Origin of the sequence: Flectobacillus rivi (genome assembly GCF_030056655.1) — a bacterium.
GTDB classification, from domain to species: Bacteria; Bacteroidota; Bacteroidia; order Cytophagales; family Spirosomataceae; genus Flectobacillus; species Flectobacillus rivi.
Map to the genome: position 1 here is coordinate 15,792 of NZ_JASHIE010000020.1, position 16,160 is coordinate 31,951.

At 39.0% G+C, this 16,160-nt stretch carries 10 protein-coding genes; 1 reads left to right on the forward strand and 9 read right to left on the reverse strand.

Going from position 1 to position 16,160, the window contains the following annotated elements; all coding sequences use genetic code 11:
- Window positions 1–127: 127 nt before the first annotated feature.
- Complete coding sequence (locus tag QM481_RS22675; protein WP_283383465.1) at window positions 128–1,117, forward strand: sterol desaturase family protein; 990 nt, start codon at window positions 128–130, stop codon at window positions 1,115–1,117.
- Window positions 1,118–1,203: 86 nt separating this feature from the next.
- On the opposite strand, the gene QM481_RS22680 is transcribed toward QM481_RS22675, so the two are convergent.
- The 9 genes from QM481_RS22680 to QM481_RS22720 form a co-directional block, all read right to left on the reverse strand.
- A complete protein-coding gene (locus tag QM481_RS22680) occupies window positions 1,204–1,962 on the reverse strand; it encodes a LytR/AlgR family response regulator transcription factor (RefSeq protein WP_310589682.1) in 759 nt (252 codons plus the stop codon).
- 136 nt (window positions 1,963–2,098) lie between these two features.
- Complete coding sequence (locus QM481_RS22685) at window positions 2,099–4,261, reverse strand: histidine kinase (RefSeq protein WP_283383466.1); 2,163 nt, start codon at window positions 4,259–4,261, stop codon at window positions 2,099–2,101.
- A gap of 255 nt (window positions 4,262–4,516) precedes the next feature.
- A complete protein-coding gene (gene katG, locus QM481_RS22690; protein ID WP_283383467.1) occupies window positions 4,517–6,772 on the reverse strand; it encodes a catalase/peroxidase HPI in 2,256 nt (751 codons plus the stop codon).
- Between the two features lie 565 nt (window positions 6,773–7,337).
- The gene (locus QM481_RS22695) at window positions 7,338–7,874 is read right to left on the reverse strand and encodes an RNA 2'-phosphotransferase (protein ID WP_283383468.1); all 537 of its coding nucleotides are present in this window, start codon (window positions 7,872–7,874) and stop codon (window positions 7,338–7,340) included.
- A gap of 342 nt (window positions 7,875–8,216) precedes the next feature.
- The gene (locus QM481_RS22700; RefSeq protein WP_283383469.1) at window positions 8,217–9,620 is read right to left on the reverse strand and encodes an efflux transporter outer membrane subunit; all 1,404 of its coding nucleotides are present in this window, start codon (window positions 9,618–9,620) and stop codon (window positions 8,217–8,219) included.
- Between the two features lie 47 nt (window positions 9,621–9,667).
- Window positions 9,668–12,796 (reverse strand): efflux RND transporter permease subunit, encoded by a 3,129-nt coding sequence (locus QM481_RS22705; RefSeq protein ID WP_283383470.1) that lies wholly within the window; start codon window positions 12,794–12,796, stop codon window positions 9,668–9,670.
- A gap of 222 nt (window positions 12,797–13,018) precedes the next feature.
- Window positions 13,019–14,137, reverse strand: a complete 1,119-nt coding sequence (locus QM481_RS22710) for an efflux RND transporter periplasmic adaptor subunit (protein ID WP_283383471.1) — start codon at window positions 14,135–14,137, stop codon at window positions 13,019–13,021.
- A 146-nt stretch (window positions 14,138–14,283) separates the two neighbouring features.
- On the reverse strand, window positions 14,284–15,042 hold the full coding sequence (locus QM481_RS22715; RefSeq protein WP_283383472.1) for a LytR/AlgR family response regulator transcription factor: 759 nt from the start codon (window positions 15,040–15,042) through the stop codon (window positions 14,284–14,286).
- A complete protein-coding gene (locus QM481_RS22720; protein WP_166549283.1) occupies window positions 15,039–16,130 on the reverse strand; it encodes a sensor histidine kinase in 1,092 nt (363 codons plus the stop codon). The genes QM481_RS22715 and QM481_RS22720 overlap by 4 nt, the downstream gene beginning before the upstream one ends.
- Window positions 16,131–16,160 lie beyond the last annotated feature (30 nt).

Genomic DNA, 16,160 nt, shown 5'->3' on the forward strand with positions numbered 1-16,160 from the left:
TTTTATGGATAATTTGCAATTCGCGAATTGCAAATTATTGTTGTGCTGCCTAAAACATACAGAACCTGAGAGTTTTCTAAAATGATTTTGTTAAATTTTGAAAACCAATTTTCTCAAACTTAACATTATGGAAATCTTAGAAACCTTGTATCGTGAAATTGTAGGCTTTTTTAGCTTTAGTGGTCTGATTGAAATTATTCAGACGGACAACTATAAAGCCTTATTAACGCAAGACGGTATCGGAAAAGCATTGGCTCCGCTTATTCCTGTATTGCTTGTCATCGAGCTAATCCGAGCGTTTTTCTTTCAACGCTTGAGCTTTACCCAATATAAAATTGCTTTTTTTACCTATATCTTCAATCGTGTTATATCTCGGTTTATTTCGATTGGGATGGTGGGGATTTGTATAGGATTGTTTGAGCCTTATGCCATTTTCAAATCGGAGTTTACTTGGTATTGGTTTATTTATGGCTACGTGGTCTGGGAATTTGCTCATTTTGTGTACCACTATTTAGGTCATAAGGTGCGTCTATTTTGGTGTTTGCACTCAACACATCATGCTTCCGAGTCTATGAATCTTTCCATTACTTATGCACACTTTTTCTTGGAAGGACCTTATGCTGATATTATTCGTACTACGATTTGTATATTGATGGGAGTAAACCCTCCTTTGTTGTTCCTAATTATGTTTATCGATGGCACTTGGGGGGCTTTTATTCATATTGGCGAAAACTTGGTGAAAGATGCTCGTTTAGGTTTCTTAAATCATATCATTTTGACTCCCTCACATCACCGAGTACATCATGCCCGTAATCCTTTGTATATGGATACCAACTTTTGTAATTTGCTCAATATTTGGGATAAGGTATTCGGAACGTTACAAGATGAAAAACATGAGGAGGAAATCGAATATGGTATTACCAGACCAATTAAATCTGGCGATTTTTGGGATGCTTATTTTGGTGAGATTATCCTATTAGCCAAAGACGTATATCATGCACCGACACTAAAAGACAAAGTTTTATATATCTTTATGCCTCCAGGCTGGCACCATTCGGGCGAGCATAAAACGGCATCTGTTGTGAAAAAGGAATATTTCGCCACACAAAAACCGTAGATACATTGCACGCAACGTCTTCACATATTTGTTTTGACATTTACATGATATTAAATCTTTTGCTGGAGACGTTGCCTGCAACGTCTCTACAATGAAAACCTTTTGAGATTATCGTGATAGGAGATACCTGTCTCTAATTTGGTACGCTTGCTGTCATTGAGCGCTACGAGGTATTTTCCACTAAAATGCTTTTCTAATTCTCTAATTTGGTTACCATTCACAATGCTCGAACGACTAATTCTGATAAAATGCGAAGGGAGTTTTTCGGTTAGGTTACTGATGGTATAATTGGTGATATATTGTTTATTATCGAGGGTATGTAAAAAAACATATTTGTCATCGGCCTGAAAAAAGGCAATGTCTTGTAAGGCAATGATTAAGATTTTATCACCTTGCTTTACAGAAATGGAATGAATGTCTTTTTTAGGTTTAAGAAGTTCTGTAAGGCTTTGGAGGCTATCAATCGACAGTTGCACGGATTGATTTTCTGTAAATTTCTGAAGCTTTTGAACGGCTTTATCCAAGCGAGATTTTTCGATAGGTTTTAATAAATAATCAATAGAATTTTCTTCAAAAGCCTTTATGGCAAATTGATCATAAGCTGTCACAAAAATCACAATCGGCATGAAAGTAAGTCTTTCGAGCATTTCAAAACCAGTCAAAATAGGCATTTCAATATCTAAAAATATCAAATCTGGTCTGAGGTCTTCTATCATTTCCAGCCCTTCTTGTCCGTTGAGTGCTTCGCCAATGATTTCAAAGGTATCGTCATATTCTTTCAATAATCTTTTGATACGATTGATTGAAATAGGTTCATCGTCGATTAATATAGTTTTGTATGGCATAAGTATGAATGCTGAGTTGTGAATGTAAAATAAAATTCAACTATTGGACTATTGGCTCTCGGCAAAATATTTCTCATGAATTTATTGAAGCTTTTTTGCCTAATGCTTAGAGCCTAAAGCAAGATATTGCTTCTCATTATCGATTCATGATAAGAATTTCGATGATTTTGGGGTTGTTTTTTAGTTCTAAGGACGCCTTGTTGCCATAAAGCAATTTAAGTTTTTCCTTAACACTTCTCAAGCCAAAACCACCGCCTAAGGTTTCTGCAAAATCGGGCCCATTATCTTGAATCTGAATGGTTAGCAAGTCATTGTCTTGTTTAATGTTGACTTCGATAATACCTTTCTCGGCTATTTTTGAAATACCATGTTTAATGGCATTTTCGACCAAGGGTTGCAGTAAAAATCGAGGAATTTGTTGAGAATACAAACTTTCATCACAAGCGATAGTGTAGGAGAGACGGTGACCAAAACGTACCTCCTCGATACTCAAATAGGCTCTTATGATTTCAAGTTCATCAAAAAGCGTATGGAAACTTTCTTCGGTTCGACCCGTCGTATATCTAAAAAGCTTGGATAATTGTATGGTCATTTCTTCGGCTTGATTCGGTTGTTCATGAATCAACCCTGCAATACTATTTAGGGCATTGTATAAAAAATGAGGATTGATTTTGGCTTCCAAGGCATCTAGTTGCGCTTTTGATTTAAGCTTTTCTAAGTTGAGTAATTGATATTCTTTTTCAGAAATTTTACGATTGATATTACGATGTTGAAACCAATAATATAAAAATGCCCAACTAATAAAAGCAGGTAATGCCAAATAAAAATACATAGCCATAGGTACACTATACGCCCAAACGTTAGTTTGTAAAATACTCCATTGAATAATTTCGGAAGAAGCAAACGCACAGCCCATCAGTGGTAAAAACTTAACTTCATCGAGCGGAATTTTTGGCTCGATGAATGTCAAAAAAATGTAACAAGCCAACGTCGCCGAAAGTCCAGCCGCAGTGGTTAAAAGCACCATATCTGGCTGAATAGCTGAAAAATCAATTTGCCATTGACCTAAAATTTCTAAGGTAAAATAAGCAATACTCGTAATGCCATAACCGACAAGCAAACAAAAAATAACACTAAATCCAAAGTCATAAGGTGGTTTTAGACCAAATGGTTTAGGTCTGTCTACCATGTCAAATTGGTTAATGGGTGTTGAAAAAGTAGCTTTTGGGCTATCTACAGGCTTTTTTTCGAGGTTGATGTTAGTTTTATGGGCATCTTTAACAGTAGTGTCAGTTGGTCGGATTGGCTCGTATGGTTGATTGTTTTCACGAATCTTGATTTTTCCTCCCAAGGTTTTGACGCTTACCGTTGGTCCGCCTCCAAGGATAGTACCATGAATGGTGTCATTGGTCATCAAACCCTTAAAATCTGGAAGAGGCGGTAACTGAATACGACTTCCCGAGACATCCAAATTCATGGGTTGGTTGAGAGGCATGGTGATTTTAATATTTCCCCCCGAAGTATCAAACCAAGCGTATTGATGTAACGATTGAATATCAGCGAAAATATTACCTCCTTTGGTACTTACGCCAATATTTCCATGAATATCATTCAGACGAATATTACCGCCCAAGGTATGACATTCGAAAGAACCCTCTACGCCAAAAGCTTCTATTTTACCACCCCAGCTCGAACCATTAATAGAACCCTTATGATTTTGGACGAGCATATTGCCACCTTTCGTATCCAAACGAATATCAGCTTGGTTATTTGCCACAAAAATATTGCCGCCCATCGTCGACACATCGATACTTCCTTGGCAAGAAATCAATTCGATTTTGCCACCCATCGTTTTTCCTTTGAGGTTACCCACGGTGTTTTGTGCCAAAATTTTTCCACCCCAAGTTTCAAAAAAGTGATTGCCTCCAATACCTTTCAGCGAGACATCGCCCCCAAATGTTTTGGTTTGGGAACTCAAACGAGTGGGAATATAGATTCGAAAAGAAGTACTTTGAAAATTAAACCAGTTGAACACATTAAAGTATCGTGGTTTAGCATAAATACTGAAAGTATCGCCCGATTGTTCAAAACGCAAATCGTGTGTATCAAAGTCAAATTCCAAGAGAGGATCACTGTAGATATAAAAAGTAAAAATACTTCTGACACTCGCATAGATTTCTACTTTAATGGTATTCTCGTCATGCGCAATCAATTCGAGGTCGCCAGTAAAGTTTTGCAAGTCTAGAAGATTGATAGAATCAGCTTCAAAAGTTTTTTCAAAAGTCGGTTTATTGTTCATGGCTATTGGGATAAACAAGCTTTGCGGAGGCAAAGAATGCTAAGTTAAATTTAGTGAATTGTTGAACAAGATTTTGTTTGATTTCTGATTCAAAACAAATCAAAACACTAAATTTTTAGAAAACCTTTCCGACAGATTGGGGATTTGGCAGGATAAACTTGGGAAAAATGGGAGGGAATATTTTCTAAAAAACAAAAACCCGACAGTCAAGCGACCGTCGGGTTTTATTCACCAACTTAATAATCTAGTCAATCATTATTTTAAATCAAAACGATCTAGGTTGGTTACTTTTGTCCAAGCTGCAACGAAATCTTTTACGAATTTCGCATGTGAGTCTTGGAAACCATATACTTCGGCAATCGCACGAAGTTCTGAGTTTGAACCAAAGATTAAGTCAACTCTTGAAGCTGTCCATTTCACTTCACCCGTGATACGGTTGCGACCTTCAAATACTTCTTGGTCGTCTGTCGTAGCATTCCAAGTAGTTGAGAAATCTAATAAGTTTACAAAGAAATCGTTTGTCAACGCTTCAGGACGGTGAGTAAATACACCATGAGATGATTTATCCCAGTTGGTATTCAATACACGCAAACCACCTACTAAAACAGTCATTTCTGGAGCTGTCAAAGTCAATAATTGTGCTTTGTCGACCAACATTTCTTCTGAAGAAGTTGTATATTTTTTCTTTTTGTAGTTACGGAAACCGTCAGCTAATGGCTCAAGTACTGCAAATGATTCTACATCTGTTTGCTCAGCAGTAGCATCTGTACGACCTGCTGTAAATGGTACTGATACCTCAACACCAGCATTTTTAGCAGCGATTTCAACACCCACATTACCAGCCAACACGATTACGTCTGCCAATGATACTTTTTTACCACCTGATTGTGTAGCATTGAATTCCTCTTGGATAGAAGTCAATGTTGACAATACTTTTGCTAATTGCTCAGGATTGTTTGCTTCCCAGTCTTTTTGTGGTGCCAAACGTACACGAGCGCCATTTGCACCACCACGTTTGTCAGAACCACGGAAAGTAGATGCCGAAGCCCAAGCTGTTGATACCAATTCAGAAACTGATAAACCTGAAGCAGCGATGTTTGCTTTCAAAGCAGCGATATCGTTTTCGTCAACTAATTCATGGTCAACCGCAGGGATTGGATCTTGCCATACTAAGTCTTCCGCAGGAACTTCTGAACCTAAGTACAATGATTTTGGCCCCATGTCACGGTGAGTCAATTTGAACCATGCACGAGCAAAAGCATCAGCAAATTCATCTGGGTTTTCGAAGAAACGTCTTGAAACTTTTTCATAAGCTGGGTCAAATCTCAAAGCCAAGTCAGTTGTAAACATGATTGGCGTGTGGCGTTTCGATGGATTGTGCGCATCTGGAACGGTTTCTGCACCCATACCGTGTTTTGGAATCCACTGATGTGCGCCAGCAGGACTTTTTGTCAATTCCCACTCATAACCGAACAAGTTCCAGAAATAGTTATTGCTCCATTTAGTTGGCGTAGTAGTCCAAGCTCCTTCCAAACCACTTGTAATCGTATTTTCACCATTACCTGAGCCGAAAGAGTTTCTCCAACCTAAGCCTTGTTCTTCGATAGAAGCTGCTGCAGGTTCAGCACTCACATATTTGCCTGGGTCAGCAGCACCGTGTGCTTTACCGAAGGTGTGTCCACCTGCAATCAAGGCAACAGTTTCTTCGTCATTCATCGCCATACGGCCAAATGTATCACGAATATCGTGAGCAGCAGCCAATGGATCTGGATTGCCATCTGGACCTTCAGGGTTTACATAAATCAAACCCATTTGTACCGCAGCTAGAGGATTTTCCAAGTCACGTTCGCCAGAATAACGGCTTTTTGAACCACCGCTCAATTCTAGCCATTTGTCTTCAGCACCCCAATAAATATCTTCTTCTGGTTCCCAGATGTCTTCACGACCACCACCAAAGCCAAAAGTTTTAAAGCCCATTGATTCAAGAGCGCAGTTCCCTGCCAAAATCATCAAGTCAGCCCATGAAAGTTTACGTCCATATTTTTGTTTGATTGGCCATAGCAACAAACGAGCCTTATCCAAGTTTACGTTGTCTGGCCAGCTATTCAAAGGAGCGAAACGCTGAGAGCCCGAACCTGCACCGCCACGACCGTCGGCAGTACGATAAGTACCTGCACTATGCCATGCCATACGGATAAAGAATGGACCATAATGACCATAGTCAGCAGGCCACCAATCTTGTGAAGTTGTCATCAACTCAACAATTTCCTTTTTAACTTCGCTCAAATCCAATGATTTAAACTCTTCGGCGTAGTTGAAATCCTCACCCATAGGATTAGACAAAGTAGAGTGTTGGCGAAGGATATTCAAACGTAATTGATTTGGCCACCAGTCTTGGTTTCTTGTACCACCGCCTGCGGCATGTCTTGCTGGCGCAGGAGCAGAAGCACCGTGATGGAATGGGCATTTACCTCCCTCTTGAGAACCGTGATTTGATGAGTGATGTTCCATTTTTATAGTTTGTTTAGTTTCTACTGTAAAATACTGTTAAAGGTAAAATTCCGCATTAACATTTGCTAAGTCACCGCTTGTAAGGATTTTAAGTTTTCAATGCTAATTTTTCTACTATAATATTAATAATAAAAACTGGATTTTTCCTTGATTCGATGTTAAAATTACGATAAGAATAATTATAAGTCAAATCGATTGTTTTTATTTAATTATAGATTTTTATTATAATATTGTTTGGAGTGAATAGAGAGGGATTTACGGAAAGAAATTGATAAAATAGGTATAAAAAAAGTGTGGGCTCCATTTTTGAATATCTTATCAGATAAGCGAAAACGGCGTAAATAGCTTTTCATAAATTTTATCTTTTTCTAATAAAATGGAAATATCATATAACTGAAGAAATAGGTAAAACTAGTAGAGCCGTTGCACGCAACGGCTACAGGGTAGGTTTGTAGTAAGAGATAAATGTAAAAGATATAAAGGAATCAAATTCTCTTTAACCTAATGCTATTTTTGAGATTTGGTTGGTAGACGTTGCATGCAACGTCTCTACGGATAGGTTGAATTATAGATGAATAAACTCACTAGGAACGCTGTCTATTAGCCAAACATGATTTTCTGAAAGATAGAAAACATAGCCTTGGTCATACATTTTTTTACTTTCAATTTTTAAAATTATGGGCTTTCCATGACGCATACCTACTTTTTGAGCAGTTTCGGTATCAGCACTTAGATGCACGTGCTGTCTGTTCATTTTTGAAAGACCCTTTTCAAAAATCGAAGTAAGATTTTTTTCAACGGTACCATGATATAAAATATCAGGAGGAATTTGTGTCTGTAAAGCCAAATCTACCTCTATAGAATGTCCTTGATTAGCTCTGATTTTTGAGAAATCATCATTGAAGGAAAATCTTTTTTTATTATTAGTATACACCACTTCCTTTAGTTGTTCGAACGAAATGGAGGTTTGGTGTTTCGCCAGATTTTGTAATAGAGTAGATACCTCTACCCAGCTATTTTCATCCAATTGAATACCTATCAAATCAGGCTGATGGCGAAGGATTTTACTGAGTAATTTACTGATATGTGTTAAGTTAGGCATGGTAAATAGGGTTTGAAGGAGAGATACAAAGTAAGTAAAAAATAAGTGAAATTAGTAGAGCCGTTGCACGCAACGGCTCCCAATAGGTTTGTAGTAAGAGATAATATTTTAAGGGATTTTTCTCTTCGATAATTGCTTGCTCATGAGTGCAGTTTGAAGATTGATGTTTTGCGTAGCGGCAATTCTTGCGGTTGTCACATTCAAAATGGCAACCGCAAGGATTGCCGCTACAACACAAAACACTAGTTGGTAGACGTTGCATGCAACGTCTATACAATAGGGGTTAGGTATTTTAGAAAATCACTTTGTGCCTTTGATACTTTGTTCCTGTTCACTCAAAAACTATTCTACGCCGCCGCCTAATGAACGGTATAACTCAGTACTTGCATCGAATTGCTCTTTACGAACACTGATGGCGTCTAACTCATTTTGGAGGGAATTATTGAGCGTTGTAATCACCTCCAGATAGCTTGCCATACCGTTTTTATAGAGTAATAAAGCATCTTTGGTGGCCTTGGAAAGCATACTGTTTTTTGATTGAATCAGTTCCAAACGTTCCTTGGCTGCGGTGCCTCTGCTCAAAGCGGTTGAAACTTCTCCAACGGCGTTCACTAAGCTCTGTTTAAAATTCAAAACAGCTTTTTCTCTTTCTATCGTCGAAACCTCAAAGGCAGTTTGTAAGGCTTTTTTATTAAAAATCGGTTGTGTGAGGTTTACTCCCACGGTTTTGATTAATGAGCCTGGTAAATCGAACCATGTATTTAATTTGAAAGAGTTTGCCCCAATAGAAGGCGTCAAACTAATGCTTGGATACATGGCAATGTTTGCTAAATTCATCTTGGCATTGGCCGAAATTACGGCATATTCGCTGGCTTTTACATCGGGACGACGACTAAGTAAATTGGCTGGAACTCCCTCATTAAATAAGGCCGTTGGCAGCGCCTCTTGCATACTTTTGGTGCGTTCGATGCTAGTAGGATATTCTCCACATAAAATACTAAGCGCATTTTCTTGTGCCACAATCGCTTGTTTGGCTACAGGAATCAATAATTCTGCAGTCTTTTTCTGTGCCTCTGCCTGTTCTACCGCCAAGGAGGAGGTTTGTCCAGATTGGTATTGTAAACGAATCATTGTCAAGGCTGTGTCGGCGAATGCAATATTCTTTTGGGCAACCGAAAGTTGTTCGTCCAGTGTCAAAAGATTGAAATAAGCTTGTGCTACTTGAGCAATCAAGCGAGTTTTGAGCGCTAAAAGATTTTCTTTTTGCATAAAATACTCCGCCAATGCCGACTCCTTATGGTTTTTGGCTTTTCCCCAAATATCAGCTTCCCATGATAAGCGTACTGTAGCACTGTAATCGTCCATATATGCCGTTCCTAGAAATTGCTCACTCAAAGAGCCGTTTAAGGAGTTTTTTGAGAGCCAAGTTCTGTTGGCTCCTAGACTAAAATCAAGGTTCGGGTATAAGCCTAGCTTTGCTTGCTGGTAATTCAAATCAAGTTGGCGTATAGTCAACACCGCTACAGATACATCGTTGTTTTTGGCAAGGGCTTTTTCTATCAAACCTACCAATTGAGGTTCTTTAAAAAAAGTTCTCCAAGGCAACTGAACAGAGTCCGCAGTAGTCGAAATGGAGTTTCTGAAATGCTCAGGCATACTCACATCGGGGCGACTGTATTTTTTGCCAACAGTACAGGCCGAAAGCAGGGCGATCAATCCTATACTGATATATTTTGTTAGTTTCATGTTTATGTTCTTTTCTAAAATTAGAAAATATGCTTTTCCGTATTTCCTTATGCCTTTTTTCCTGTTACTTGTTCTTGTAAAAACTGGAAAAACATATACAGAATAGGAATAATAACAATCCCAAGGACAACCCCACTCAACATCCCCATCGCCGCACTCGTACTAATCGAATGGTTACCTGTGGCCGTTCCTCCTTCAGAAATCATCAATGGAATCATACCGACAATAAAGGCAAAAGAGGTCATGATGATAGGACGCAAACGTGCTCGTGAGGCATCAACGGCAGACTCTAAAATACTTAGCCCAGCTCGACGACGTTGTACGGCAAACTCTACAATCAAAATGGCGTTTTTAGCTAGCAAACCAATCAACATAATCATCCCGATTTGTACATAGATGTTATTATCCAAACCGATACTTCTGATACCTAAAAAGGCTCCTAACAAACCAGTAGGAATAGACAAAAGCACTGCCATTGGTAATAAATAACTTTCGTACTGAGCAGATAACAAGAGATAGACAAATAGTAAACACAGTCCTAAAATGCCCAAAGTTTGGTTGCCAGAAGCTTTTTCTTCCAAACTCAAACCTGTCCACTCATAACTATAATCGGCTGGAAGTTTGTCTAATACTTTTTCTAAATTATCCATCAATGCACCGTTACTTGTGCCTGGCATAGCATTTACATAAATCGTCAAGGCATTGTATAGGTTGTAGCGGCTCACAGCCTCTGGTCCGTAAACCTTGTTGAGTTTGACTACTGACTTGACAGGAACCATTTGTCCTTGAGGGTTTTTGACATAAATTTCATCAAAAGCCTGCTCGTCCATTCTAAATACACCATCAGCTTTAATGTTGACACGATAGAATTTTCCGAACCTAGAAAAGTTCAAACTTTGGTCTCCAGCAAAATAACTTTGAACTGTACCCAATACCTGACTAACACCTAAGCCCATTTGTTTGGCTTTGTCTTCGTCTACTTCGAGCTCTAACTGAGGGTAGTCCGTACGGAATACGGTGTAAGCCGATGCCACGCCCGGTACTTTCATGAGTTCGGCAATTACTTCATCCGATTTAGCTTTAAGAACATTTGGACTTCTACCTTTACGGTCTTGCAAAACAATTTCAGCGCCGTTGGTCATACCATAACCATCAACTGGTGGAAGGCGCATCGTCATGACCATTCCTTCTTTAATGACAGACAACTTTTGGTTAACTACTCCCATCAACTCGTCTATATCTTGTACTTTACCACGAAGTTTTTTAGGTTTGAGTTTGACAAAACCTACCGCATAAGCGGGGCTAGTACTGTTATTTAAAAGGTTAAATCCTGTAATTGCAGTATTGTCTTCAACGGCTTCGAGTTCAGACAAAAGTTTATTGATTTTGTTGGCAACCTGTGTGGTAGGGGTAAGGGCTGTTCCTGGAGGCATACTCAATACGTAAGTAAACATATTGTCGTCTTCCATAGGCACAAAACTTCTTGGCGTGGAGTTCATTACCCAAGCCGAAGCAGCGATCACGATTGTCACCAATGCCGCGGCTAACCATTTACGTAGTGCCAAAAAGCGAATGATTTTAACATAGCGATTCGTGAAATTACTGAAACCGTAGTTAAACGCTACATAAAATCTTTGTCCAAAACCTAGCTTTTTCTTTTCTCCATGATGCTCAGTTGCATGATTATTTTTCAATAAAAGTGCACATAAAGCAGGCGTCAAAGTCAAAGCGTTGACTGCCGAAATAATGATAGAAATGGCAAGTGTATAAGCAAATTGTTTATAAAAAATCCCTGCCGAACCAGTCATAAAGCCAATTGGGATAAATACCGCCGACATCACCAAGGTAATAGATACAACTGCCCCCGTGATTTCGCTCATGGCAGAATGCGTAGCTTCTTTGGCGCTCATATCACTACCTTCCATTTTACTATGTACGGCCTCCACTACCACAATGGCGTCATCGACCACAATACCGATGGCTAATACCAAGGCAAATAGGGTGAGGATATTGATTGTAAAACCTAAGACTAATAAGAAAAAGAACGTACCAATAATCGCCACAGGCACTGCAATGGCAGGAATAAGGGTGGAACGAAAGTCTTGCAAAAACACAAACACTACGATAAATACCAAAATAAAGGCTTCGAACAAGGTAGATTTTACCTGATTCGTCGCCTCATCCAAACGCTCTTTGGTACTGATCAGTTTTGAACATTTGATGCTTGGTGGGAAGGATTTTGACAATCGTTCGATTTCTTTATCAATGCCTATTTCGATGGCATTGGCGTTTGAGCCAGTTGTTTGTAAAATGGCAATCGTTACTGCATTGCGCATATTCGAAGAGTTGGAGCCACTGTAAGAAATAGACCCAAATTCTACACGAGCCACATCTTTCAGGCGAATCATATTATTGCCTTGATTTTTTACGACAATATTATCATAGTCTTCTGGCAAGTTTTTCTTTCCTTTATAACGAATCACATATTCGAGTGGAGCATCTGATTCTTCGCCCAAACGACCTGGAGAAGCCTCCAAACTTTGGTCTGCAATTGCAGCAGAAACTTCGGCTGGCGTAAGACCATAACTTGCCATATTGCGAGGATTCAACCAAATACGCATCGAATAATCTTTTGCCCCAAATACCATGGCTTGACCAACTCCCGGTACACGCTTGACTTGCGGAATTAGGTTGATATTGGCATAGTTTTGCAAAAAGGTTTCGTCATATTTGCTGTTATCTTCAGTAAACAAGTTGAAAATCAGAATCATACTATTTTGCTGCTTCGAGGTAGTAAGACCCATACGGATTACTTCCTGTGGCAAAATAGGAGTGGCTTGTTGTACACGGTTTTGTACGTTTACAGCCGCTTGGTCAGGATTTACACCCTGTTTGAAAATAACCGAAATAGAAAATGTACCATCATTACTGGCCGTAGACTTGATGTACTGCATATTCTCTACCCCGTTGATTTGTTCTTCGAGAGGTGTTACTACGGAGCGAATCACAGTTTCGCTATTACCCCCTGGATACGAGCCAGATACCATTACGGTTGGGGGCGAAATATCTGGAAAACGAGTGACAGAGAGTCTGTCAAGACCCACAAATCCTAGTACTACAATGACAATCGAAATCACCGTAGCCAGCACAGGTCTGTCTATTATTTTTGTTAGCATGGTTGATTTTGTTTGAATAGGCACAAAGGGATAAGGTGCAAAGGCACAAAGTGTTATTTTAGAAAGATTCACTTTGTGCTTGTTGCTTCTGTGCTTCTGTCACTTGATTTAGCTAAAAGGGATAAGGTATAAAGTCACATAAGGATTAGGAGTAAAAGTCTCAAAATGTTATTTTAGAAAGATTCACTTTGTGCCTGTTGCCTCTGCGCCTTTGTCACTTGATTACTTAATTACCGCCTTCACTATTACGCCTTCGTTGAGCATGTCGATGTTGTTGGTGGCGATTTTTTCGCCTGCTTTCAGACCTGATTTTACGATATATTGACCGTCTACTTTACCTGCTACTTCAAAAGGTTTCATCGCAACTTTGCTGCTGTCGCCGAGGGTAAAGACGAAAAATTTATCTTGAATATCTTTGACACTACCCATTGGGACTTTCAACACGCCGTCAAAGTCTTTTTTGAGTACAACTCTTGCTGTACCACCTGAACGAAGAAGCTTTTGAGGATTGGGGAAAATCGCTTTGAATGACATACTACCCGTCATTTTATCGATATTCCCACTTGCTACTGTGAGACGACCTTTGTGGTTATACACCGAACCATCTGCCATTACCAACTCCACTGAATTGGCATTTTTCTGTAAACCGCCTTCTTTGGCAAAAGAGATATAATCGGCTTCGCTCAAAGAGAAATACACCAATACTTCATTGATTTCTGAAAGTGTCGTCAATGGAGTAGCATCATTTGGCATCACCAAGTTGCCGATACGGTTGGGAATACGACCGATATAGCCACTTACTGGAGCTTTGAGAACACTAAAGTCTAGATTGATTTTGGAAGAACTCAATCCTGCTTTGGCTTGTTGCACTTGTGCAGTGGCTGCCTCATAGTTGGATTGTGCGGTTTTGAGTTGCATTTCGGATACAACCTTTCCTGCAACTAAGGGTTTGAGTTTTTCAACCTCTAATTTGGCTGTGGCTTGTGCCGCCAAAGCAGCTTCTAATTGTGCTTTGCTATTATTGACTTGTTCGCCGTAAACATCTCCTTTGATTTTGAAAAGAGGTTGACCTTTTTTGACATAGTCACCTTCTTTGACATAAATCTGCTCTAAATAACCTGTTACTTGAGCTTTGATGTCGACATTGACTGTTCCCTCAATTGTGCCAGGATATTTTTTTTCGACTTCGGCGTTTGTAGCGCCTAATTGGATAAAATCAACAATTAGAGGTGGCTGTTGGGTTTGCTGTGCTTGTTCTTTACATGAAAATAACAAGAGTGTAAAAGCAAAAAACAATAGTGCCTTACTAGACAATCTTGTTCTGAATGCGGTTTGTATCATGATTTCGTATAGATAGAAAATTTTTGATACAAAGAAATAAAGAGAAAAGCGAGAAGGTTAGTCAAATTTGACCGAAACGACAAAATTGGATTCTGAAAAGAAAACGTGCCTGACCGAAATTCGGGAGAAGCATGAGGTTTTATCTACTAAAAATCTAACCAAGCTTTTAAAAGGCTTGCTTTTTCACGACTTACAATCAGCTCCATATCTTCGGGTGCACGCTTGAGGTCAACTTTTAGTTTACCATTAAAATAATTATGAATTTGTTCAATAGCATCTACATGGATGATAAACTGGCGATTGGCACGAAAAAAATCCTTTGGATTAAGTTGTTCTTCTAGCTCTTCCATGGTCAACGGAATGATTTCTTCTGAACCATTGTGTAGCTTTGCACGAGTGATTTTTAGTTTAGAGTAGAAATAGGATATATCGTTGATTTGTAGGCTTTTGTAGCCGTCTCGATAGGGTAAGAGAAAACGTGTGCGAAAATCTTTGGGCTGAAAATAATTTAACAAATTAGCCAAAGAAGCTGGCTCTGGTGCTGACGACGTACTCTCTAATTTCTGGAAAGCCCGCTCTAATTCATCCAACTCTACGGGTTTGAGTAGGTAATCAATGCTATTATATTTGAAAGCCTTTACGGCGTATTCGTCATAAGCAGTTGTAAAAATGATAGGACAGGAAATAGTAGTTTTTTCAAAAATCTCGAAGCTCAATCCATCCGACAAGCGAATATCCATCATCACTACGTCAGGCATTTCGTGGCTTTCAAACCATTCGATACTTTCACAAATACACTCCAAGACATCTACAATCTGTGCATTAGGGCGAACAGATTTAATCAAACGTTCAAGTCTATCGGCATTTGGTCTTTCGTCTTCTATGATTAATACTTTCTGGATCATGCTTTTATGAGTGGTATAATTACTTTGAAAATATCGGTGCTTTTGTCAATTTCTAAACCCTTTTGCCATAATAACTTATAGCGTCTTTGAATGTTTTGTAGTCCTAATCCTGATGAATTCAAGGGATTTTCAATCGGAAGAAGGTTATTCTCTACGATAACCTCATTTTTGTCGGTATTATAAATGCAAATTTGGAGCGGATTCCTGCGAGAGGTTTTATTATGCTTCAGTGCATTTTCTACCAATAACTGTAAGGTTAAAGGAGGCAAATAAGCACCTAAACACTCTTTTTCAATATCTACCTCAAACGTTACGCCGTCTCCAATTCGTTGTTTAATCAAAAAGATATATGATTTTAAAAACCTTAATTCCTCCTCGAGAGATATAATGTCCTTTTTGGTATTGACGAGCATATAACGGTATATCCTCGAAAAGTTTTCGGCATATTCATAGCCCAATTGCTGGTCTTTCAGAATCATTTCTGATAAAACGCTGAGGTTGTTGAACACAAAATGGGGGTCAATTTGGAGTTTGAGTGAGTATAACTCAGCCTCCACAGCCATTTGGTCGAGTGCTGCGGCACGTATTTCGGAGTTTTTCCAATTGTCAATCAAATACACGCAGGTATTGATGCCAATAATCATGAAAGAGATAATGACACTCACTACAATCCACTGAATATAACCACGTTGCATTTCGATACTCATCGAGCTTGTTACATTCTGACAAGCCTCACACATTTCTAGGAATCGATACAAAAAATCAAAGAAGCCAATAGCAAGCATGACCAAGATGAAGTTAAGCCCCGTTTCAATCAACAGTCTGCGATATGGACTTTTGGTCCAAGGGATATAGTGGTTGAGTTGCATTCCTAAATAGATACTCGATTCAGAAATGAGGCAGCAAAAGCTAAAATTGAGAAAGAGGTCCAAAAAGATATTCAGCGAGTCCCGCTGGAAATAGATTTTCCAATAAGCCGAAAATGGGTCTATGATATAGGAAACTAAATTGTACAGCACAAAGGCAAAAACGATGATAATAATTCGTTTTTTACGTATGCTCAGGAAGGTATCTCTAGTTTTGGACATTCTTTTTCTAATTCATTAATCTAACTTTAT

Bases quoted from the DNA above. Each gene is read 5' to 3' on its own strand.
- QM481_RS22720 (WP_166549283.1), bottom strand. From the start codon at position 16,130: ATGTCCAAAACTAGAGATACCTTCCTGAGCATACGTAAAAAACGAATT.
- QM481_RS22680 (WP_310589682.1), bottom strand. From the start codon at position 1,962: ATGCCATACAAAACTATATTAATCGACGATGAACCTATTTCAATCAAT.
- QM481_RS22685 (WP_283383466.1), bottom strand. From the start codon at position 4,261: ATGAACAATAAACCGACTTTTGAAAAAACTTTTGAAGCTGATTCTATC.
- QM481_RS22695 (WP_283383468.1), bottom strand. From the start codon at position 7,874: ATGCCTAACTTAACACATATCAGTAAATTACTCAGTAAAATCCTTCGC.
- QM481_RS22705 (WP_283383470.1), bottom strand. From the start codon at position 12,796: ATGCTAACAAAAATAATAGACAGACCTGTGCTGGCTACGGTGATTTCG.
- QM481_RS22700 (WP_283383469.1), bottom strand. From the start codon at position 9,620: ATGAAACTAACAAAATATATCAGTATAGGATTGATCGCCCTGCTTTCG.
- QM481_RS22715 (WP_283383472.1), bottom strand. From the start codon at position 15,042: ATGATCCAGAAAGTATTAATCATAGAAGACGAAAGACCAAATGCCGAT.
- QM481_RS22710 (WP_283383471.1), bottom strand. From the start codon at position 14,137: ATGATACAAACCGCATTCAGAACAAGATTGTCTAGTAAGGCACTATTG.
- QM481_RS22675 (WP_283383465.1), top strand. From the start codon at position 128: ATGGAAATCTTAGAAACCTTGTATCGTGAAATTGTAGGCTTTTTTAGC.
- katG (WP_283383467.1), bottom strand. From the start codon at position 6,772: ATGGAACATCACTCATCAAATCACGGTTCTCAAGAGGGAGGTAAATGC.